Origin of the sequence: Arthrobacter sp. 8AJ, assembly GCF_902506025.1 — a bacterium.
Classification (GTDB): domain Bacteria; phylum Actinomycetota; class Actinomycetes; order Actinomycetales; family Micrococcaceae; genus Arthrobacter.
Genome location: NZ_LR733289.1, coordinates 2,270,992 through 2,290,759 on the forward strand (window position 1 = coordinate 2,270,992; position 19,768 = coordinate 2,290,759).

Annotated in this window: 15 protein-coding genes; 5 read left to right on the plus strand and 10 right to left on the minus strand. The window is 66.6% G+C overall.

All coding sequences use genetic code 11. The annotated features are described in order from the left end of the window. Window positions 1-48: 48 nt before the first annotated feature. The 4 genes from BACI349Y_RS10620 to BACI349Y_RS10635 all read right to left on the minus strand — a co-directional run bounded on the left by BACI349Y_RS10620 (window position 49) and on the right by BACI349Y_RS10635 (window position 4,893). Complete coding sequence (locus BACI349Y_RS10620) at window positions 49-429, minus strand: GntR family transcriptional regulator (RefSeq protein ID WP_159632068.1); 381 nt, start codon at window positions 427-429, stop codon at window positions 49-51. Beyond that, window positions 426-2,237: an ABC transporter ATP-binding protein gene (locus BACI349Y_RS10625; protein WP_159632069.1), complete on the minus strand. Its 1,812-nt coding sequence runs from the start codon at window positions 2,235-2,237 to the stop codon at window positions 426-428. The genes BACI349Y_RS10620 and BACI349Y_RS10625 overlap by 4 nt, the downstream gene beginning before the upstream one ends. Further along, on the minus strand, window positions 2,234-3,976 hold the full coding sequence (locus BACI349Y_RS10630; RefSeq protein WP_159632070.1) for an ABC transporter ATP-binding protein: 1,743 nt from the start codon (window positions 3,974-3,976) through the stop codon (window positions 2,234-2,236). Before BACI349Y_RS10630 ends, BACI349Y_RS10625 begins: the two co-directional genes overlap by 4 nt. A gap of 137 nt (window positions 3,977-4,113) precedes the next feature. Beyond that, window positions 4,114-4,893, minus strand: a complete 780-nt coding sequence (locus BACI349Y_RS10635; RefSeq protein ID WP_159632071.1) for a trans-aconitate 2-methyltransferase — start codon at window positions 4,891-4,893, stop codon at window positions 4,114-4,116. Window positions 4,894-4,990: 97 nt separating this feature from the next. On the opposite strand from BACI349Y_RS10635, the gene BACI349Y_RS10640 reads away from it, so the two are divergent. The 3 genes from BACI349Y_RS10640 to BACI349Y_RS10650 all read left to right on the plus strand — a co-directional run bounded on the left by BACI349Y_RS10640 (window position 4,991) and on the right by BACI349Y_RS10650 (window position 9,449). Further along, a complete protein-coding gene (locus tag BACI349Y_RS10640) occupies window positions 4,991-7,531 on the plus strand; it encodes a DEAD/DEAH box helicase (protein ID WP_159632072.1) in 2,541 nt (846 codons plus the stop codon). A 63-nt stretch (window positions 7,532-7,594) separates the two neighbouring features. Then, on the plus strand, window positions 7,595-8,110 hold the full coding sequence (locus BACI349Y_RS10645) for a GNAT family N-acetyltransferase (protein ID WP_159632073.1): 516 nt from the start codon (window positions 7,595-7,597) through the stop codon (window positions 8,108-8,110). Beyond that, the gene (locus BACI349Y_RS10650; RefSeq protein ID WP_159632074.1) at window positions 8,097-9,449 is read left to right on the plus strand and encodes an alpha/beta fold hydrolase; all 1,353 of its coding nucleotides are present in this window, start codon (window positions 8,097-8,099) and stop codon (window positions 9,447-9,449) included. The genes BACI349Y_RS10645 and BACI349Y_RS10650 overlap by 14 nt, the downstream gene beginning before the upstream one ends. Here BACI349Y_RS10650 and BACI349Y_RS10655 read toward each other — a convergent pair. The 4 genes from BACI349Y_RS10655 to coaE form a co-directional block, all read right to left on the minus strand. After that, the gene (locus BACI349Y_RS10655) at window positions 9,435-10,283 is read right to left on the minus strand and encodes an MFS transporter (protein WP_442858408.1); all 849 of its coding nucleotides are present in this window, start codon (window positions 10,281-10,283) and stop codon (window positions 9,435-9,437) included. The genes BACI349Y_RS10650 and BACI349Y_RS10655 overlap by 15 nt on opposite strands. Before the next feature lie 400 nt (window positions 10,284-10,683). Further along, entirely contained in the window at window positions 10,684-11,712 is a 1,029-nt protein-coding gene (locus tag BACI349Y_RS10660) for a TerC family protein (protein WP_159632075.1), read from the minus strand. Between the two features lie 187 nt (window positions 11,713-11,899). Beyond that, window positions 11,900-14,014: an excinuclease ABC subunit UvrB gene (uvrB, locus tag BACI349Y_RS10665; protein ID WP_159632076.1), complete on the minus strand. Its 2,115-nt coding sequence runs from the start codon at window positions 14,012-14,014 to the stop codon at window positions 11,900-11,902. A gap of 80 nt (window positions 14,015-14,094) precedes the next feature. Further along, on the minus strand, window positions 14,095-15,309 hold the full coding sequence (gene coaE, locus BACI349Y_RS10670; protein WP_159632077.1) for a dephospho-CoA kinase: 1,215 nt from the start codon (window positions 15,307-15,309) through the stop codon (window positions 14,095-14,097). 77 nt (window positions 15,310-15,386) lie between these two features. On the opposite strand from coaE, the gene BACI349Y_RS10675 reads away from it, so the two are divergent. Continuing rightward, window positions 15,387-16,076, plus strand: a complete 690-nt coding sequence (locus tag BACI349Y_RS10675; RefSeq protein ID WP_159632078.1) for an IMPACT family protein — start codon at window positions 15,387-15,389, stop codon at window positions 16,074-16,076. Beyond that, entirely contained in the window at window positions 16,060-16,560 is a 501-nt protein-coding gene (locus BACI349Y_RS10680) for a GNAT family N-acetyltransferase (RefSeq protein WP_159632079.1), read from the plus strand. Before BACI349Y_RS10675 ends, BACI349Y_RS10680 begins: the two co-directional genes overlap by 17 nt. Before the next feature lie 144 nt (window positions 16,561-16,704). On the opposite strand, the gene rpsA is transcribed toward BACI349Y_RS10680, so the two are convergent. Further along, complete coding sequence (gene rpsA / locus BACI349Y_RS10685) at window positions 16,705-18,180, minus strand: 30S ribosomal protein S1 (RefSeq protein WP_159632080.1); 1,476 nt, start codon at window positions 18,178-18,180, stop codon at window positions 16,705-16,707. Between the two features lie 249 nt (window positions 18,181-18,429). Further along, the gene (locus BACI349Y_RS10690; protein ID WP_201302425.1) at window positions 18,430-19,728 is read right to left on the minus strand and encodes a GNAT family N-acetyltransferase; all 1,299 of its coding nucleotides are present in this window, start codon (window positions 19,726-19,728) and stop codon (window positions 18,430-18,432) included. Between the last annotated feature and the right edge of the window lie 40 nt (window positions 19,729-19,768).

Sequence of the window (19,768 nt, forward strand, 5' to 3'; positions counted from 1 at the left end):
CCCCATAATGCTAATCGAAAACTTTTTCGAACACCGACGGTTCCGCCCTCAGGGAACATCGTAGGCGGCAGCGAGGATCTTCACGGCCTCGGCGAAGCTGGCGCCCTGGGATTTGGCGACCGCGGCATATGCGGCAGCGGCCTCGGACAGGCCTCCCAGCCTTTCGTCGCGTGCCGAGACCACGGTCCCGTTGCGTCCCCGGGTGGCAACGATGCCCGCCGCCTCCAGTTCCTTGTACGCCCTTGCCACGGTGTGCGGGGCGACGTCGAGTTTCTCTGCAAGTGCCCGCACGGCAGGGAGCCGGGTGCCTGGCGCCAGTGCGCCGTTGTCCGCCAGATGTATGACCTGGAGCCGCAGCTGTTCGAACAGCGCCACACTGCTGGCCGGATTGGGCCGCCAGGAACCGGGAAACTCTCCTGCGGCGCTCACAGGCCGCCCTCCAGGACCTCTGCCCTGCCGTCCCGTTCGGCGAACTGGGCGTTGTACAGCTTGGCGTAGTAACTGTTGGCGGCCAGCAGGCTTGCGTGCGTACCCTGCTCGACGATGCGTCCGTGGTCCATGACGAGAATTAGATCAGCGTTGCGGATAGTGGACAAACGGTGGGCGATCATGAAGCTCGTCCGTCCGTGGCGGAGCCTCTGCATCGCCTGGCGGATGAGCAGTTCTGTCCTGGAGTCCACGGAACTGGTTGCTTCATCCAGGACCAGGACGGCCCGCCCGGCAAGCTGGGCCCTGGCGATGGTGAGCAGTTGCCGCTGGCCCTGGCTGAGCGGTTCCCCGCCGTTTTCCAGCACCGTGCCGTATCCGTGCGGCAGCGACCTGATGAAGCGGTCCGCGTGGGTGGCCTCCGCGGCGGCGACGATGGCAGCATCCGGCGCGCCCGGCAGGCCGTAGGCGATGTTTTCGCGGATGCTGCCGTCGAAGAGCCAGGAATCCTGGAGGACCACACCGAACTGCGCCCGCAACTGGTCCCGGGGAATTGCCGCAATGTCCTGCCCGCCCATGGTGATCACGCCGGATGAGGGTTCCAGGAACCGCATGAGGAGATTCACCACGGTGCTCTTGCCTGCGCCCGTGTGCCCCACGATGGCGACAGCCTGCCCCGGCTCCACGGTGAAGGTGAGGTTGCGGACGGCGGGCACGGATCCGGGGTAGCCGAAGGTGACGTCATGGAAGGTGATGCGGCCGCCTGCCGGCGTGGCGGCGCCCTGCCCGCCCGGCTCCGGTGGGTCTTCGCCGGCGTCCAGGAGCACGAATACCCTGGCGGCCGACGCCGCGCAGGACTGCATGACGTTCAACAGGCCGCCGACTTGGCCCACCGGCTGGGTGAACAGCCGGCTGAACTGGATGAAGGCCTGGACTCCCCCGATGGTCATGGCGCCCGCGATGACCTGCAGGGCCCCCACCACGGCAACCGCGATGTAGTTGAGGTTGGACATCAGCACCATCAGTGGCTGGACCACCCCGGCTGAGTACTGGGCTTTGGCTGCCGCCCGCGCCAGGCGTCCGTTGCTGCGGGTGAAGACGTCCGCCGCCTGTTCCTGCCGGCCGAAAGCCTTGATGACTTCGTGGCCACTGATGAATTCCTCCACGTGGCTGTTCAGTTCCCCGGTCTCCTTCCACTGCCGGGCGAAATGCTCCTGGGACCGCCGGGCCACCAGGACGGTGATCAATGTGGAGACGGGGACGGTGGCAATGGCGATGGCCGCGAGCAGCGGTGAGATCCACAGCATCATGGCCAGCGAGCCGCACAGCATCAGGACCGACACGATGAGCTGGGTCAGGACCTGGTTCAGGGCCTGGGCGATGTTGTCGATGTCGTTGGTGGCACGGCTCAGCACGTCACCGCGGGAGCGTTCGCGGAAGTAGGTGGAGGGCAGCCGGTGCAGCTTGTCCTCCACGGATGCGCGCAGGCCGTACATGAGTCCCTGCACGGCCCGGGCGGTCAATGCGCCCTGGACCCAGTTGAACAGGGAAGCGAAGACGTACATCATGGCCACCGCTGCCAGGAGGATTCCGAGGCGTTGGTCCAGGCTGCCCTGGAGGACGCCCTCCACCACCTCGTCGGTGGCATCACCGAGGTACTTGGGTGCCGCGACGTTGAGGACGGCAAAGGCACAGGTGGATCCCACGGCTCCGAGCATCTGGAGCCGGAAGGGGCGCAGGAGGCCCAGGAGCCTGCCGGCCGTCGGCCAGAACCTGTACGCCGTTTCCCCGGCTTCTTTCCCTGCGGTCACAGCGTGCCGTCCAGCGCCAGCTGGGATTCGGCAATCTCGCGGTAGGTGGCGGACGTTTCCAGCAACTCCCGGTGCGTTCCCTGCGCAACGAGGCGGCCGTCGTCGAGCACCAGGATCAGGTCCGCGTCCTCCACGGCTGAAATGCGCTCGGCCACGATGACCACCGTCGCGGCGGCGAGCGCCTGCCCCAGGGCCTGCCGCAGCCTGGTGTCCGTGTCGTAGTCGAGGGCGGAGAAGCTGTCGTCAAAAAGGTAGAGGGGTGCCTTGCGCAACAGCGCCCTGGCGATGCACAGCCTTTGCCGCTGCCCGCCTGAAAGGCTGGCGCCTCCCTGGCCTACGGGGGTGGCAAGCCCCAGCGGGAGGTCACCCATGAACCGCATGGTCTGCGCCGTTTCCAGGGCCGCCCAAAGTTCCCCGTCCGTGGCACCGGGCGCGGCCATCCGCAGGTTGTCGGCGATGGTGCCGGTGAACAGGTGGGAATGCTGGGGCACGATGGCCATCGCTGCGCGCAGCTGGTCCAGGGGCACGTCCCTGATGTCGTGGCCGCCCAGGGAGATGCGGCCTTTTGTGGGGTCGAGGAACCGTGGAATCAGGTTCAGCAGCGTGGTCTTGCCGCTCCCGGTCGCGCCCACGATTGCGGTGGTGGTACCGGGAGCGGCGGTAAAGCTGATGTCCGCAAGCACGGGAGCCTCTGCTCCCGGGTAGGAGAAGCCAACGCCCTGGAAGGCCAGGGTCGCCGGCTGCGAAAGGTCCGGCCGGAACTGCTGCGGGCCGGCCGGGCTGCTGACGGAGGGCTCGGTGTCCAGCACCGCCTGGATACGTTCGGCGCAGACGGCGGCCCGCGGCGCCGTCATCAGCACATACATGGACATCATGATTGCCAGCAGGATCTGCATGATGTAGGCGATGAAGGCCGTGAGCGCTCCAAGGTTCATGAGTCCCGACTGGATGCGGTGGCCGCCGAACCACACCACGGCAACCGAACTGGTGTTGACCACCAGCATGATCATTGGCAGCATCCCGGCGACCAGGAGCGCCGACCGGAGATTGTTGGCGGTCAGCCGGGCGTTGACCGCCGCGAAACGCCGCCCTTCATGGCCCTGGCGGACAAAGGCACGGATCACATCCACACCGATGATCTGTTCGCGCAGGATTCCCCCGGACCGGTCCAGCAGTTCCTGGCCCTCCCGGTAGAGCGGAATGAGCCGGCGGACGATCAGGTACATGATCAGCAGCAGCAGGGGCACGATGACGATGACGACGACGGACAGCACCACGTCCTGCTGGACAGCCAGCACTATCCCGCCAATGCCCATGGCCGGGCCTGCGAAGAGCATGGTGAAAACCAGCAGGGCGAACGCCTGGATCTGCTGGACATCGTTCGTGGCGCGGGTGGTCAGGCTTTGGGTTCCGAACAGGGCCACGTCCTGGGAGGACAGCGTCTGGATCCGGCTGAACACCTCCGCCCGCAGGCGGTGCCCGATACTCATGGCAACGACGGCGCCGAGGTAGCCCGCCGCGATGGCGGACGCTGCCTGGACCACGGCAATGGCGGCCATGAGCATGCCGAGCCGTGAGATCACGCCGGGCTCGCCCGCCACGATCCCGTCATCGATAATGGCCGCGTTCACGGTGGGCAGCAACAGGTTCGCCCCCGCCTGGACCAGCTGGAGCACAACGATCGCCCACAACTGCGCGTGTTTGCCGGCAAGCTGCCGCTTTAAGAGTCCGACCAGCAAAATACCCCCTGCAGATGCCTACGGCCGAAGAGGGGGCCAGCGGCTTGACCCCTGAAGCACAGTGGCCATTGTAAGCCAGATCACTTTCGGGCGCTGTCACGCCGTGTGACGCGCTGGAAAACATGGCGTCCGGGCCCCTATTCCTCCTTGCGGCCGACGGCAAAGATCCGCCGGAATGGATAGACCGTGCCGTGCGCGCCCTGGGGGTAGGCCGCCCGCAGGGCGGCTACGTACTCCTCCTCGAAATGCCTGGCGTCGTCCTCGCCGAGGACCGCCATAACCGGACGCAGTGCCGTGCCGCGGACCCACTCCAGGACGGGGTCCGGCCCCTGCAGGACCTGCTGGTAGCTCGTTTCCCAGGCATCCGCCGCGCAGCCGGCGTCGAGCAGGATGCCCAGGTAGTCCGCGGGCTCCCCCACCGACTCCCCGCCGCGGAGCACGCCGCCCAGCCTGGCCGCCCAACGGCCGGACGCCGCGAGTTCCCGCATCAGGGAATGCGAGGGGGCGTTGAAGTTGCCCGGCACCTGCATGGCGAACCAGGATCCCGGCCGGAGGGCCTTCAGCCACCTGCGCATCAGGTCCTGGTGGCCGGGGACCCACTGCAGGGCTGCGTTGCTCACCACGACGTCCGTCTCCCCAGTGGGCATCCATTCGGCTATGTCGGCATGTTCGAACCTCAGGGCGGGGACAGCCTGCGCCAGCGGCGCGGCCTTTGCCAACATCTCCGCGGAGGAATCCAGGCCAACCACCTGGGCGCCGGGCCAGCGTTCGGCCAGGGCAGCTGTCAGGTTCCCCGGCCCGCAGCCAAGGTCGACCACCCGCGCGGGGCGGTCAGCATGGATCCGGCCAGTCAGGTCGAAGAACGGCCTGTTCCGGTGGTCATCGAATTTGACGTACTTTGCGGGGTCCCATTTCATGATCTTCTCCAGGTTCTGGCATGCACGGCGGCCAGGCGTAGCCTAACCCGGCCCGACCGCCTGATCCGCCCGCAACGTGGCACTAAGGTTTAAGTCAATGAAACTCGTTGACCAGCTGAACGATCTGTCCGTCCCCAACGCCGCCGCCGTCGACCCCGACGCCCTTTACACCCGGTTCGTGGAGTGGACAGAAACCCGTGGCCTGTCGCTGTACCCGGCCCAGGACGAGGCCATCATGGAGCTGGCAACGGGCGCGAACGTCATCCTGGCCACGCCAACGGGGTCCGGGAAGTCGCTGGTGGCGATCGCCGCGCACTTCCAGGCCATGGCCCAGGGACGGCGGAGCTACTACACCGCCCCGATCAAGGCGCTGGTGTCCGAAAAGTTCTTTGCGCTCTGCGACATCTTCGGCGCCGAGAACGTGGGCATGATCACCGGTGACTCCGGGGTCAACCAGGATGCGCCCATCATCTGCTGCACCGCGGAGATCCTGGCCAACATCGCATTGCGGGAGGGCGCTGCAGCCGAACTCGGCGCAGTGATCATGGACGAGTTCCATTTCTACTCCGACCCGCAGCGCGGCTGGGCATGGCAGGTCCCGCTCCTGGAGCTTCCGCAGGCACAGTTCCTGCTGATGTCCGCCACCCTGGGCGACGTCACCCGGTTCGAGGAGGGGCTGACGGCGCTGACGGGCCGGCCCACCACCACGGTGAGTTCTGCCGAGCGGCCCATTCCGCTGCACTACTACTACCACCAGACCCCGGTCCACGAGACGCTGGAGGAACTGCTCTCCACCAGGCAGGTGCCGGTCTACGTAGTGCATTTCAGCCAGCTTGAGGCGATCGACCGAGCCCAGAACCTGATGAGCATCAACATGTGCACCCGGGAGGAAAAGGACAGGATCGCAGAGCTCATTGCCAATTTCCGGTTCGCCGCCGGGTTCGGCAAGACGCTGAACCGGCTGGTGCGCCACGGCATCGGGGTACACCACGCCGGCATGCTGCCCAAGTACCGCCGGCTGGTGGAGCAGCTGGCCCAGGCGGGACTTTTGAAGGTGATCTGCGGGACGGACACGCTGGGCGTCGGTATCAACGTCCCCATCCGCACCGTGCTGCTCACCGCCCTGAGCAAATACGACGGCGTCCGCACCCGCCTGCTTAACCCACGTGAGTTCCACCAGATTGCGGGCAGGGCCGGCAGGGCGGGCTATGACACCGCCGGGACGGTGGTGGTGCAGGCGCCCGAGCACGTGGTCGAGAACGTCAAGGCCATGGCGAAGGCCACGGCCAAGTTCGGCGACGACCAGAAGAAACTCCGCCAGGTGGTCAAGAAGAAGCCGCCCGAGGGTTTTGTTTCCTGGGGTGAGCCCACGTTCAAGCGGCTGGTGGAATCTGTCCCCGACCCCCTGACGTCAAGCTTCACGGTGACGCACGCCATGCTGATGAACCTGATGGAACGGCCCGGCGACCCTTTCGCCGCGGCCAGGCGGCTGCTCACCGAAAACCACGAGCCGCGCTCCTCCCAGCTGCGGCTCATGAAGAAGGCGCTGGGCATCTACCGCGAACTCCTCGCCGCCGAAGTCATCGAGAGGATCCCGCCGGAGGAGCAGGGGCCGGATGGCCGCACGGTCCGCCTGACCGTGCACCTGCAGGCCAACTTCGCGCTGAACCAGCCGCTCTCCCCCTTCGCACTTGCCGCACTGGCCCTCCTTGACCCGGAGTCGCCGTCGTACGCCCTGGACGTGGTGTCCGTCATCGAGGCGACCCTGGAGAAACCGCGGCAGATCCTGTCGGCGCAGCAAAAGAAGGCCCGCGGCGAGGCAGTGGCGGCCATGAAGGCCGACGGCATCGAGTATGACCAGCGGATGGCCCTGCTGGACGAGGTCACCTACCCCCAGCCGCTCGCCGACATCCTGGGCGAAGCGTTCGAGGTGTACCGCAAGGCCGCACCGTGGGTGGGCGACTTTGAGCTCGCGCCCAAGTCCGTGGTCCGCGACATGTACGAGCGCGCCATGAACTTTGGCGAATTCGTCCAGTTCTACGGCCTGGCCAGGTCCGAAGGCATTGTGCTGCGGTACCTCGCGGATGCCTTCAAAGCGCTGCGCCAAACCGTTCCCCAGGACATGCTCCGTGAGGACCTCGAAGACCTTGTTGCATGGCTGGGTGAGCTGGTCCGGCAGGTGGACTCCAGCCTGCTGGACGAGTGGGAGGAGCTGACGTCCGGTGCGGCGCCGACCCCCCACGACGCGCCGCCGCCCCCGCCGCCGTCGCTCACCTCGAACATCCGCGCGTTCCGGGTGATGGTGCGCAACGAGATGTTCCGCCGCGTGGAACTTTTCGCCGACGAGGACGCCACCGCGCTGGGAGAGCTCGACGCCGGCTCCGGCTGGGGTGCCGAGCGCTGGGAAGATGCGCTGGACGACTACTTCGACGAACACGACGACATCGGGACGGGACCGGATGCGCGGGGTCCGGGCCTGCTCATCCTCACCGAAGAACCGGGGACCTGGAAGGTCCGCCAGATCTTCGACGACCCGGCGGGCAACCACGACTGGGGCATCTCGGCGGAGGTGGACCTGGCGGACTCCGACGCGACCGGAACGGCCGTGGTGAGGGTGACGGATGTGAACCGGCTCTAGCCCCGGACCGGCCCTTCGCTTGCCCTGCGGCGGTACCGCCGGACCCGGCGGTAAGCTCGAACAATGAGTGTAATCCGCCCCGCAACCCGGCACGACGTTCCCGCCATCCTCCGCATGATCCACGAGCTGGCGCATTACGAGAAGGAACCCGACGCCGTCCGGAACACACCGGAATTGCTGGAGCAGGCCCTCTTCGGCGACAACCCGCGGATCTTCGCTGCCATGGCTGAGGACGCGGCGGGCAGCGTGCAGGGCTTTGCGCTGTGGTTCCTGAACTACTCCACCTGGGAAGGCGTCCACGGGATCTACCTGGAAGACCTTTACGTCAGCCCGGAAGCACGGGGCGAGGGGCATGGCAAGGCCCTGCTGCAGCACCTTGCCGCCATCGCCGTGGAGAACGGCTACGCGCGCGTGGAATGGAGCGTGCTGGACTGGAACGAGCCCTCCATCAATTTCTACCGCCGCCTTGGTGCCCGCCCCATGGACGGGTGGTCCACCTTCCGGCTCACCGGCGAGGCGCTGGACCAGTTTGGAAGTGCAGCCTCCCGCGGCTCCCTTTCCGCCCATGCCCAGGGCTGACGCGCGCCGGGCAGCAGTCCCCGCTGCCGGCCATGAGGTCAGGGCGACGCACGAATTCCGTGGCATGCGCACCGTGGAGCACTACTTCACGGTCCCCCTGGACCATTCCGCACCGTCCGACGGCTCCGCAGAGACCATCACGGTATTCGCCCGCGAGTATGTCTCGGCGGCGCACAGCGCGGAAGCGGCCGCACAGCTGCCCTGGCTCCTCTTCCTGCAGGGCGGCCCGGGCGGCCGCGGCAACAGGTGGGGCTCCCTGGGCGGCTGGAGCAAAGCCGCCGCCCAGGACTTCCGCATCCTGATGCTGGACCAGCGCGGCACGGGGCTCTCAACGCCCATCGACCGCAGGACCTTGCCCGCCCGCGGGTCCGCTGCCGAACAGGCGGCCTACCTGGAGCACTTCAGGGCCGATTCGATCGTGGCGGACGCGGAGCTGATCCGCCGTGCCCTGGAATCACCTGCCTGGACCATCTACGGCCAAAGCTATGGCGGCTTCTGCGCCCTGACGTACCTGTCCTTCGCCCCCGAAGGACTGCGCGAAGCCCTCATCACCGGCGGCCTGGCACCTCTCACGGGCAGCGCGGACGACGTCTACCGGGCCACCTTCCAGCGCGTAGCGGCACGGAACGACGAATACTTCGGCTGGTATCCGGAGGACCGGGAGGCGGTGGAGCGGATAGCGCGCCACCTGCGCTGCACACCGGAACTCCTGCCCGACGGCAGTCCCCTCACCGTGGAGCGGTTCCAGATGGCCGGCGCATTCCTGGGCGGCAACACCCGGGTGGACAGTCTGCATTACCTGCTGGAGGACGCGTTCGTGGAAACCCCCGGTGGTCCCAGGCTGTCCGACACTTTCCTGGAGCAGCTCACCGGTGTGGTGTCCCGCCGCTCCAACCCGCTGTACGCCCTGATGCATGAATCCATCTACGGCCAGGAGCAGGCCACCAACTGGTCAGCTTGGCGGATGCTCGGCGAGCATCCCTGGTTCAGGCCCGACGCCGAACCACTGCTGCTGACCGGCGAAATGGTGTACCCGTGGTACTTCGAGCAGGACCCCGCCCTCCAGCCGCTGCGGGAGGTGGCTGACCTGTTGGCCGCAAAGCAGGATTGGAAGCCGCTGTACGACCCGGAGGTCCTGGCCGCCAACACCGTTCCCGTGGCAGCGGCGGTCTACTCGGACGACATCTACGTTGACCAGGACCTTTCCCTGCGCACGGCAGCTGCGGTGCGCGGGCTGCAGGTCTGGGAGACGGCCGACTTCCACCATGACGGGATCGCTGACGACGGCGAGAGGATCTTCGCCCGCCTCCTGGACATGGCCCGCTCAGGCGGCCGCTGACCGTCGGTGTGACGTGCGGGTGACGACGGCGGCGGCCAGGACGGCCGCCCCGATGGTACCGCCCAGCAGGTTGAGGCCGAGGTAGCCGGCAAAGCCCAGGACCAGTCCGGACACGGCGCCTCCCAGGGCACCTGCGGCGCCCATCAGCATGTCGGAGACGCCTTGGACAGCCACCCGGGCGTCCTGGCCAACGCTCTCGGCGAGCAGGGTGGAGCCGGAGATCGTGGCCGCGGACCAGCCCATGCCCAGCAGGACCAGTCCTGCGGCCACTGCGCCGGTCGAGGCCTGGCCGAACCCGGCAACGGCGACGGCGGCGATCAGCAGCGCGAAGCCGATCATGATGGTCTCTATCCGGCCCGCCCTGTCGGTCAGCCACCCCATGACCGGGGAGAGCGCGAACATGCCTGCGATGTGCAGCGAGATGGTGAAGCCGATGATGACCAGCACGTCCCCCTCGGCGATGTGGCCGGCATGCGGGCCCGGTCCTTCCACCAGGTGCTGCAGGTGCAGCGGGGTCATGGACATGACACCCACCATGACTGCGTGCGCTGCCACAACGCCGGCGACGGCCAGCAGTGCCATCCGGGAGCTGCGGATAGCCCGCAGTCCACGGTCCAGCGAGCCCCGCGCGGCCGCTGCGGCGGGCTGGGTCCTTGCCTGTGGGACGCCTTCCGGTGGGGCACCTTCCATTTCGGCACCTTCCGGGGTGGTGCCGGCGGCAGGGGTGGTGGAAGGCGCGCCACTTCCCCGTTCCGCGGTGGCGGCATTGTTGGCCGCGGCAAGGCGGCGTGCCAGCAGCAGCGGGTCCGGGCGAAGGCCGGCGAACAGCAGCACGGCGGCGATGAGGAGCCCGGCCCCGGAGGCCCACGCCGTTCCGCCAGCGATGCCAACGGCAGGGCTGCGGCCGCCGCCCCGAGGGTCATCACCGTGGCCACGGAGCCGGCCCAGGCACTGGAGCCGGACAGCTCGACGGCCAGGATGGAACCAATGGACACGGTCGGTCCCGTCCCGAGTCCACCGAACACCTGGGCCACGCTCAAGAGCAAAACGGTACGTCGCTGCACCTGGCGCGCGCCCTGATCCATCACAAGCGTGCGGGCCATGATCTGAGCATAGTCCTGCGCCGGCGGGACCCACAGGGGTGCGGAACCCGTCCGTGCTGCGGAGGCTTACAGAGGTAATCCCGGCCGCTCAGGCGGCCGGGATTACCGGAGGGGAATGCGCCGGGGCGCGCCTACTCGGCGTCGCTGTGGCTCTTCCGGGCATCCTCTTCAAGCCGCGGATCCACCGTGGCAGCCTGGGCCTTGGAGCTGAGCAGGCTGGCGACGACGGCCACGATGATGGTGCCCACAATCACGGCGAGGGAGACGAAGGTGGGGATCTCAGGTGCCCACTCGATGTGCTGTCCGCCGTTGATGAAGGGAAGCTCGTTGACGTGCATGGCGTGCAGGACAAGCTTGACGCCGATGAACGCAAGGATGAAGGACAGGGCGTGCTTGAGGTAGATAAGCCGGTTCATCAGGCCACCCAGCAGGAAGTACAGCTGCCGCAGGCCCATCAGCGCGAACAGGTTGGCGGTGAAGACAATGAAGGGGCTTTGGGTCAGGCCGAAGATCGCGGGGATGGAGTCAACTGCGAACAGCAGGTCCGTGAGGCCGATGGTGACGAAGACGATCACCATGGGGGTGAAGACCTTCTTGCCGTTGACCACGGTACGGAGCTTGCCGCCGTCGAACTTCTCCGACATCGGGATGACCTTGCGGATCTTCGCAATCAGCGGGTTCTCCCGGTCCTCTTCCTCTTCACCCTCGTCCTGGGCCTGCTTCCAGGCCGTCCACAGCAGGAACGCGCCGAAGATGTAGAACACCCAGCTGAACTGTTCGATGACGATGGCGCCCAGCAGGATGAAGATGCCGCGCAGGATGAGCGCGATGATGATGCCCACCATCAACACTTCCTGCTGGTACTTCCGTGGCACGGAGAACCTGGCCATGATGATGATGAAGACGAACAGGTTGTCGATGCTGAGGCTGTACTCGGTCACCCAGCCGGCGACGAACTGGCTGCCGAATTCGGGCCCGGTAAAAGCGAACATTGCGCCGGCGAAGGCCAGGGCAAGGGTGACGTAGAAGGCCACCCACAGACCGGCCTCCTTCATGGACGGCTCGTGCGGGCGCCGCACCACCAGAAGGAGATCGATCAGGAGAATTAGGCCGAGGACGGCAAATGAGCCAACCTCGAACCATACGGGCAAGTCGAGCACAGGGCAGCCTTTCGCAGGGTACACAAAATGGTGTAAGTCTCTCCGGCCTGCCTGTGCACTTGGTGCTGATGTGGCGGCCCGCTACGCCCGGCGGGGCAGCTGTGCCCTGCGTGTTGACGATCGTAGCGCTTGGGATACTCCCCTACGTGCTTTAACTGTACCCCAGCCGGATGCCCGGCCGCGGACGTCAGGCGTGGCCTGCCGCCTGCATCTGCCTCAGCTCCTTCTTCAGCTCGCTGACCTCGTCGCGGATCCGCGCCGCCACCTCGAACTGGAGGTCTGCCGCCGCGCCATGCATCTGTTCCGTGAGCTGTGCGATCAGGCCCACCAGGTCCTCGGCCGGAGCCGCCGCCAGGCCGTCCGAACGGACCTGGGCCGCGCCCTTCTTGGCGCCGGCCTTGTTGGATCCGGTGATGCCGCGCTTGCCCTTGCCGTAGTCGAAGCTGCCCAGCAGCGCATCGGTATCGGCATCTTCCTTGGCCAACTGGTCCGTGATGTCGGCGATCTTCTTCCGCAGCGGCTGCGGATCGACGCCGTGTTCCTTGTTGTACGCCACCTGGATGGCGCGGCGACGGTTGGTTTCGTCAATGGCGTTGGCCATGGAGTCGGTGATCCGGTCCGCGTACATGTGCACCTGGCCGGAGACGTTGCGGGCGGCACGTCCGATGGTCTGGATCAGCGAGGTGGACGAGCGCAGGAACCCCTCCTTGTCCGCGTCCAGGATGCTGACCAGGGACACCTCCGGGAGGTCCAGGCCCTCACGGAGAAGGTTGATGCCCACCAGGACGTCAAAGGATCCCAACCGCAGTTCACGCAGGAGCTCCACCCGGCGCAGCGTGTCCACGTCCGAGTGCAGGTATTCCACCTTGACGCCGTGGCCCAGCAGGTAGTCGGTGAGGTCCTCTGCCATCCGCTTGGTCAGCGTGGTCACCAGGACGCGCTCGTTCTTTTCCACCCGGGTCTTGATCTCGCCGAGGAGGTCGTCGATCTGTCCCTTGGTGGGCTTGACCACCACCTCGGGATCCACCAGGCCGGTGGGACGGATGATCTGCTGGACGTAGCCGTCTGCCTTGCCCAGCTCATACTTGCCGGGGGTAGCCGAGAGGTAGACGGTCTGGCCCACGCGTTCGAGGAACTCGTCCCACTTCAGCGGCCGGTTGTCCATGGCGGACGGCAGCCGGAAGCCGAAGTCCACCAGGTTCCGTTTGCGGGACATGTCACCTTCGTACATGGCCCCGATCTGGGGAATGGTCACGTGGGACTCGTCCACCACCAGCAGGAAGTCGTCCGGGAAGTAGTCCAGGAGGCAGTGGGGTGCAGTACCCGGCTCCCGCCCGTCAATGTGCGCCGAGTAGTTCTCGATGCCGTTGCAGAAACCCATCTGCTGCATCATCTCGAGGTCGTAGGTGGTGCGCATCCGCAGCCGTTGGGCTTCGACGAGCTTGTTCTGGCCCTCCAGCACCTTCAGCCGGTCCGCCAGCTCATCCTCGATCCGTTTGATGGCCCGCGCCATCCGTTCCGGACCGGCCACGTAGTGCGAGGCCGGGAAGACGTACATCTCTTCCTCGTCGCGGATGACTTCGCCGGTAAGCGGGTGGAGGGTTTGGATGCTCTCAATCTCATCACCGAAGAACTCGATCCTGATGGCCAGTTCCTCGTACATGGGAATGATTTCCACGGTGTCGCCGCGCACCCGGAAGGTGCCGCGGTGAAAGTCCATGTCGTTGCGGGCGTACTGCATGAAGACGAACTTGCGGAGGAGGTCGTCCCGGTTCATCTCGGCGCCGCGGCGGAGGGTCACCATGCCGGAAATGTATTCCTCAGGGGTTCCCAGGCCGTAGATGCAGGACACCGTGGCCACCACGATCACATCGCGGCGGGTCAGCAGCGCGTTGGTGGCGGAGTGGCGGAGCCGTTCCACTTCCTCGTTGATGGAGGAATCCTTCTCGATGAAGGTGTCCGTCTGGGCCACGTACGCTTCGGGCTGGTAGTAGTCGTAGTAGGAAACGAAGTATTCCACCGCGTTGTTGGGCAGCAGTTCGCGGAACTCGTTGGCCAGCTGGGCGGCAAGGGTCTTGTTCTGCACCATCACCAGCGTGGGGCGCTGCACCTGTTCAATAAGCCAGGCGGTGGTGGCACTTTTACCGGTACCGGTGGCGCCAAGCAGCACCACATCCTTCTCGCCGTTGTTGATGCGCTCCGTCAGCTCAGCGATGGCGGCCGGCTGGTCTCCGGCAGGTTTGAACTCGCTGATGACTTCGAAGGGCGCTACAACACGGTTGATTTCCTGCGCAAGGCTCATGAATCTAATTTACAGCCGGGCACCGACACTGGACGGCCCCGTCCGTTACCGGCGAACATCCAGCACGGCACGGGCCGGTGTCAGGAAGCGCACGACGGCGGTTCCCACCCGGTTGCGTCCGCCCACGCGGCCATGAGGGGCCACGCGACGTCCGTGAACCACGGTTCCTTCGCCTCCGCGTAGGAGCTGGTGGTGCCCGAATCGGCGTGCCGGGCGGCGAGGTCAGCCTTGTGCGCCGCGTACAGCCGGAGCGCGGAGGGATCGTTCCGCAGCCAATCGCGGAACATCAACGCGAAGCGCCATCCGGCCGAACCGGCCGCCCGGACATGGACGTTGACGGCACGGCACGGGTCCGCGTTGGCGTGGAACCGCTTCAACCATGCTGCCGGGTTCGGAGCATTGGGCTTTGGAGTGTCGGATTCGACGTCCCGTACCGCCGGAAAGCCTGCTGCGGCCAGGAGAGGTGCGATGGTGGCCGCAACCGCGAGGTCAGGCACCGCCACCTGCAGATCGATCACGTCCTTCGCGGGCAGGCCGGGAACAGCTGTGGAGCCAATGTGGTCCACGGCCAGGATGAGGTCGGGTGCTGCCGCCACCAGCCGGGCCGCTATCCTGGCCGCCTCCTGCGCCCACTCCGTCCGGTGCGGTTCCAGGACCGGACCGCCGTTCCGCGGTGCGCGTTTCCCCGCCACCAGGTTGCGGGCGAAAGGAACCAGGCGCTCATCCCACAGCCGGTCCACCTGGCCCAGCAGGTGCTGCACGGTACCGGAGTTGTCCAGGACTGCGTCGGCCCCGGCCAGCCGCTCCTGTCGCGAGGCCTGGGCGTCCATCCGGGCACGCGCCGCTTCCGCGGTCATTCCCCGGTGCTCGAGCATGCGCTGCAGCCGCACGTCGTCCGGCGCATCCACCACCACCACCAAGTGGAAAGCGGACCCCTGGCCGGTCTCCACCAGGAGGGGAATGTCCTGGACCACCACGGCGTCAGCCGGGGCTGCTGCCGTGATGGCGGCGGCGCGGGCGCGCACCAGGGGATGGACGATGGCGTTCAAAGCGGCGAGGCGCTCAGGATTGCCGAACACCGCCGCCCCGAGACGCGCGCGGTCAAGCCGTCCGCCGTCGTCGAGCATTCCTTCGCCAAACTCCCCCACGATGCGTTCCAGGCCTTCGGTCCCGGGCTCCACCACCTCCCTGGCCAACGCATCCGCATCCACCAGCACGGCGCCGCGTTCCTGCAGCCGCGCGGCAACCACCGACTTCCCTGAGGCGATCCCGCCCGTCAACCCGATCTTCAGCACACCCCCACCCTACTGAACCGGCCTGGCCAGCTGAACCAGCCGGGCCACGCCCCCATGGCGGCACTAGACTGGGCCGGATGCAAGAGCATGAAAGCCGGGCCACCACCTACACCACGCTGGCAGCGGGCGGGGACTTCCGGCATGAACTTGAGGTCAAGCGCTCCAGGTTCATCACGGTTCTCCGGAGGGCGGGCACGGAAGACGCTGCCCGCGACCTGGTGGCCGGCCTCCGCCGCGAATTCCACGACGCCCGCCACCACTGCTCCGCGTTCGTCATCGGGCCGGACCGGACCGTCCAGCGCTCCAGCGACGACGGCGAACCCGCCGGGACCGCCGGCATCCCCATGCTCGAAGCCCTGCTGAAAAGGGAAACCGCGCCGGGGGTGACCGACCTCAGCGACGTCAGCGCCGTCGTCGTCCGCTATTTCGGCGGCGTCCTGCTCGGCGCGGGTGGCCTGGTCCGTGCCTATTCCGAATCAGTCTCGGCCGCCCTTGACCGGGCACCCCTTGTCCGGCGCAGCAGGCGGCGGATCTGTTCCACGGCGGTGCCGCACGCGGCAGCTGGACGGCTGGAGAACGATCTGCGCGCCGCAGGCATGGTCATGGCGGACACCAGCTACCAGGACCGGCACACGGTGCTCCGGATTGCGGTGGCTGACAACGCTGCCGCCATCGCCGCTGCGTCCGATCGCCTGCTGCAGCTGACGGCAGGGTCCGCCGAGCTCAATCCCGACGGAACGGAATGGATTGATGAGCGGCTCGACTGATGTGACCCTGGCGGACGTGGACGAGGCCGTGGCGGACCGGCTGCTCCAATTGGCCAAGCGCGACGCCTCCCCCGATGAAGTGGCGCCCCCGCTGGGTGGACCGGGCTGGAACCTCGAGCGCACCGCCTGGTTCTACAGCTACCACCGCGCTGCGGCCGCAGGGCTGGACGGCCCTGCGGCGGAAAAGTCCTGGGCTGTCTTCAAGGGCACCCACATTGCCGGCTCCGTGCGGCTTAAGCGCGACCCCGCGGCTGGAGTCCCCTCTGCGGAAACCGGCATCTGGCTTGGCCGGAGCTTCCGATCCCGGGGAATCGGCGGTGCCGCCCTGGACCTCGTCCTGGCGGAGGCCCGCCGGGCGGGCCTGAAACGCGTCACCGCGCGGACCCTGTCCGGGAACCTCAGCGCCCAGCGGCTGCTCACGGCGGCAGGCGCGGCACTGACGCACGACGACGACGGGACGGTCCTCGCCGTCGTCGACCTTTAGTGCGGCGGCGGGACCCGTCCAGACGGGGGCCAGGGCGTTAGGCGCCTGTTGCTCCTAAAGTACAGCGGGCGCTTTAAAGCACAGTGGGCCCCCGCTTTCGCCGGGGGCCCACTGTGTCAGCCCGGAAGTCCGGGCCGGCGGCAATTAGTTGCCGGTCAGCTTCTCGCGCAGGGCAGCAAGTGCCTCGTCCGAAGCCAGGGTGCCGGCACCGGAATCGGTGGCAGCAGGCTCGGAGGAGTAGCTGGTGGTGCCGGAGTCGCTGTCGCCGGACGTTGCAGCTGCAGCGTCGTCGGCAGCGTGCTGGGCAACCTGCTTCTTGTGGGCTTCCCAACGGGTCTGGGCGTCAGCGTACTGCTGCTCCCAGGCTGCGCGCTGGTTCTCGTAGCCCTCGAGCCATTCGTTGGACTCGGGGTCGAAGCCTTCGGGGTACTTGTAGTTGCCCTCTTCGTCGTACTCTGCGGCCATGCCGTACAGAGCGGGATCGAATTCGGTGCTGTCGGCGTCGACGCCCTCGTTGGCCTGCTTGAGGGACAGCGAGATGCGGCGGCGCTCGAGGTCGATGTCGATGACCTTGACGAACAGTTCGTCGCCAACGGAGACAACCTGCTCGGCCAGCTCAACGTGGCGCACGGCGAGCTCGGAGATGTGGACCAGGCCTTCGATGCCGTCTTCGACGCGGACGAACGCACCGAACGGAACCAGCTTGGTGACCTTACCCGGAACAACCTGGCCCAGGGCGTGGGTGCGGGCGAAGGTCTGCCATGGATCTTCCTGCGTAGCCTTGAGCGACAGGGAGACGCGCTCGCGGTCCAGGTCGACCTCGAGAACCTCGACGGTGACTTCCTGGCCAACTTCGACAACCTCGGACGGGTGGTCAATGTGCTTCCAGGAGAGCTCGGAAACGTGGACGAGGCCGTCTACGCCGCCCAGGTCCACGAATGCACCGAAGTTGACGATGGAGGAAACGACGCCGGGACGGACCTGGCCCTTTTCCAGCTTGTTGAGGAACGTGGAGCGGACCTCGGACTGGGTCTGCTCCAGCCATGCACGGCGGGACAGCACAACGTTGTTGCGGTTCTTGTCCAGCTCGATGATCTTGGCTTCGATCTGCTGGCCGATGTACGGAGCAAGGTCGCGCACACGGCGCATCTCGACGAGGGATGCGGGCAGGAAGCCGCGCAGGCCGATGTCGAGGATAAGACCACCCTTGACAACCTCGATGACGGTACCGGTGACGACACCGTCTTCTTCCTTGACCTTCTCGATGTCGCCCCAGGCACGCTCGTACTGAGCACGCTTCTTGGAGAGGATCAGACGGCCTTCTTTGTCTTCCTTGGTGAGCACCAGGGCTTCGACCTGATCGCCAACGGAGACAACGTCCCCGGGATCAACGTCGTGCTTGATGGACAGCTCGCGGGAGGGGATGACACCTTCGGTCTTGTAACCGATGTCGAGCAGGACTTCATCGCGGTCGACCTTGACGACGGTACCTTCGACGAGATCTCCGTCGTTGAAGTACTTGATGGTGGCGTCGACAGCTGCGAGGAAGTCCTCAGCGGTACCGATGTCGTTAATCGCGACTACGGGGGTACCGGGCTTCTCGGTGGAGGTGATGGTCATGTAGTAGGGGCTCCGTTGTGGATAGTTAGTCGGTCAGGCAAACCGGCGCGCCCGCGTTATGGAACGCAGGCGCGATTCTCGGTGAATCCGATGGATTCCCCGGGTCATCCGGATTTATGGATTGCTTTTCAATGCAGTCCTCAGAGGACCGCAAGCGCGTGCACGTGGTACACGCCCGTTTATTCTAGTCGCTGCCGGCAATTGGGGTCAAAGCGTGGCGGAGAGGGAACGTGCAGCCGGCACGCGGTATCAGAAGTGGGTCAGGCAGTGCGTGGCCCGTTCCACAGCGAACATCTGCCGTGCCCTGAAGGCGGCGCCTTTGGCGTGTTCGGAAATCTTCCCCGCAGCCGCCAGCGTCACCGGGCAGACGCCGCCGAGGTAGATCGAGGACAGCGCGGAGACATCCATGGCCAGGTCCGGCTGCTCCCCTGCGTCGACACGTTCGACTGCGGCCTGGCCGCCGTCGACTTCCAGCGCGAACGTTCCTGCCGTGAAGCCCAACGGGTCCCCCACCTCCAGGACGAGCCTTCCATCTGAGGGGTAGTGCCGGGCCGCCAGGGCCCCGCGGACGTCCAGGATCCGGAGCCAGAGCATGTCCCGGGGCTCGGACGCTTCAACGCAGCGGGAGTCCTCGAGCGCCCATGGCAGCGGATCATCGACCATTGCTTCTTCCCATGTGACGTTCTCGACCAGGTCGATGGCGCCAAGGTACTGCCAGAGCTCCAGGTAGGCGTGGTCGGTTGCTGCCACCAGGTCCACCACTTCCATGGTGTACGGCCGGGCGTCCCACCCGGCGAACTTGTAGGAGACGTAGCCATCGACCGCGCCGTCGGGTCCGTAGTGCAGCGCAACTTTGACCTTGGGGTCCTCGTCCTCGGCCCGGCTGATGGATCCGGACGCGAGCTGGCGGTAGAACTCGTGCCGCCCGATCGAACCGGGAGTGAGGTGGTGCAGCTGCTCGAAGACCTTCGGCGCCAGGTCGAGGAGGACCTTGGGATCGGCCACCTCCACCCGGCCCGTGGCATGGTGGTTGAGGACAAAGCGGCGGCTGGTGTCGACCTTGATGGACTGTTCCCGGGTGGCCACCCCGAACCCGAACCTGCTGTAAATCGAGGCCTCCGACGCGGTTAATGCCGCCATCGCCAGCCCCTCCCGGCGGGCCAGGTCCAGCTCCTCTGCCATCATCCGGCGCAGCAGTCCCCTCCGCCGGTGTGACGTCCGGACCGTCACGGCGGTGACCAGGCGGGTGTCGAGCATCCGGCCGAAGCCGATGTTCAGTGTCTTGGTGAAGGTACCGAAGGTTGCCACCGGGACGTTGGCTCCCAGGGCGTGGTCGGCCACCGGCCCTGCCTGGTAGGCGCCGGTCATCACCCGCCCGTCGGCGCGCTGCATCCCGATGCCCCGGTCCACCCGTTCGTCGCTGCGGCGGGCGTCATGGAACCCGAAGGCAACGGCCCGCATCCAGTCGACGGTCTGCGGGTAGGCAGGATCTTCCTTGGCAGCCGGCTTGAAGCGCCGGATTTCATAGTTTCCGCTCAGATCACCCATTTACCCGAGCCTAGTTATGAATCCGGCGCCTGACCAGCAC

Bases quoted from the DNA above. Each gene is read 5' to 3' on its own strand.
- BACI349Y_RS10640 (WP_159632072.1), top strand. From the start codon at position 4,991: ATGAAACTCGTTGACCAGCTGAACGATCTGTCCGTCCCCAACGCCGCC.
- uvrB (WP_159632076.1), bottom strand. From the start codon at position 14,014: ATGAGCCTTGCGCAGGAAATCAACCGTGTTGTAGCGCCCTTCGAAGTC.
- BACI349Y_RS10645 (WP_159632073.1), top strand. From the start codon at position 7,595: ATGAGTGTAATCCGCCCCGCAACCCGGCACGACGTTCCCGCCATCCTC.
- BACI349Y_RS10635 (WP_159632071.1), bottom strand. From the start codon at position 4,893: ATGAAATGGGACCCCGCAAAGTACGTCAAATTCGATGACCACCGGAAC.
- BACI349Y_RS10675 (WP_159632078.1), top strand. From the start codon at position 15,387: ATGCAAGAGCATGAAAGCCGGGCCACCACCTACACCACGCTGGCAGCG.
- rpsA (WP_159632080.1), bottom strand. From the start codon at position 18,180: ATGACCATCACCTCCACCGAGAAGCCCGGTACCCCCGTAGTCGCGATT.
- BACI349Y_RS10690 (WP_201302425.1), bottom strand. From the start codon at position 19,728: ATGGGTGATCTGAGCGGAAACTATGAAATCCGGCGCTTCAAGCCGGCT.
- BACI349Y_RS10650 (WP_159632074.1), top strand. From the start codon at position 8,097: ATGCCCAGGGCTGACGCGCGCCGGGCAGCAGTCCCCGCTGCCGGCCAT.
- BACI349Y_RS10680 (WP_159632079.1), top strand. From the start codon at position 16,060: ATGAGCGGCTCGACTGATGTGACCCTGGCGGACGTGGACGAGGCCGTG.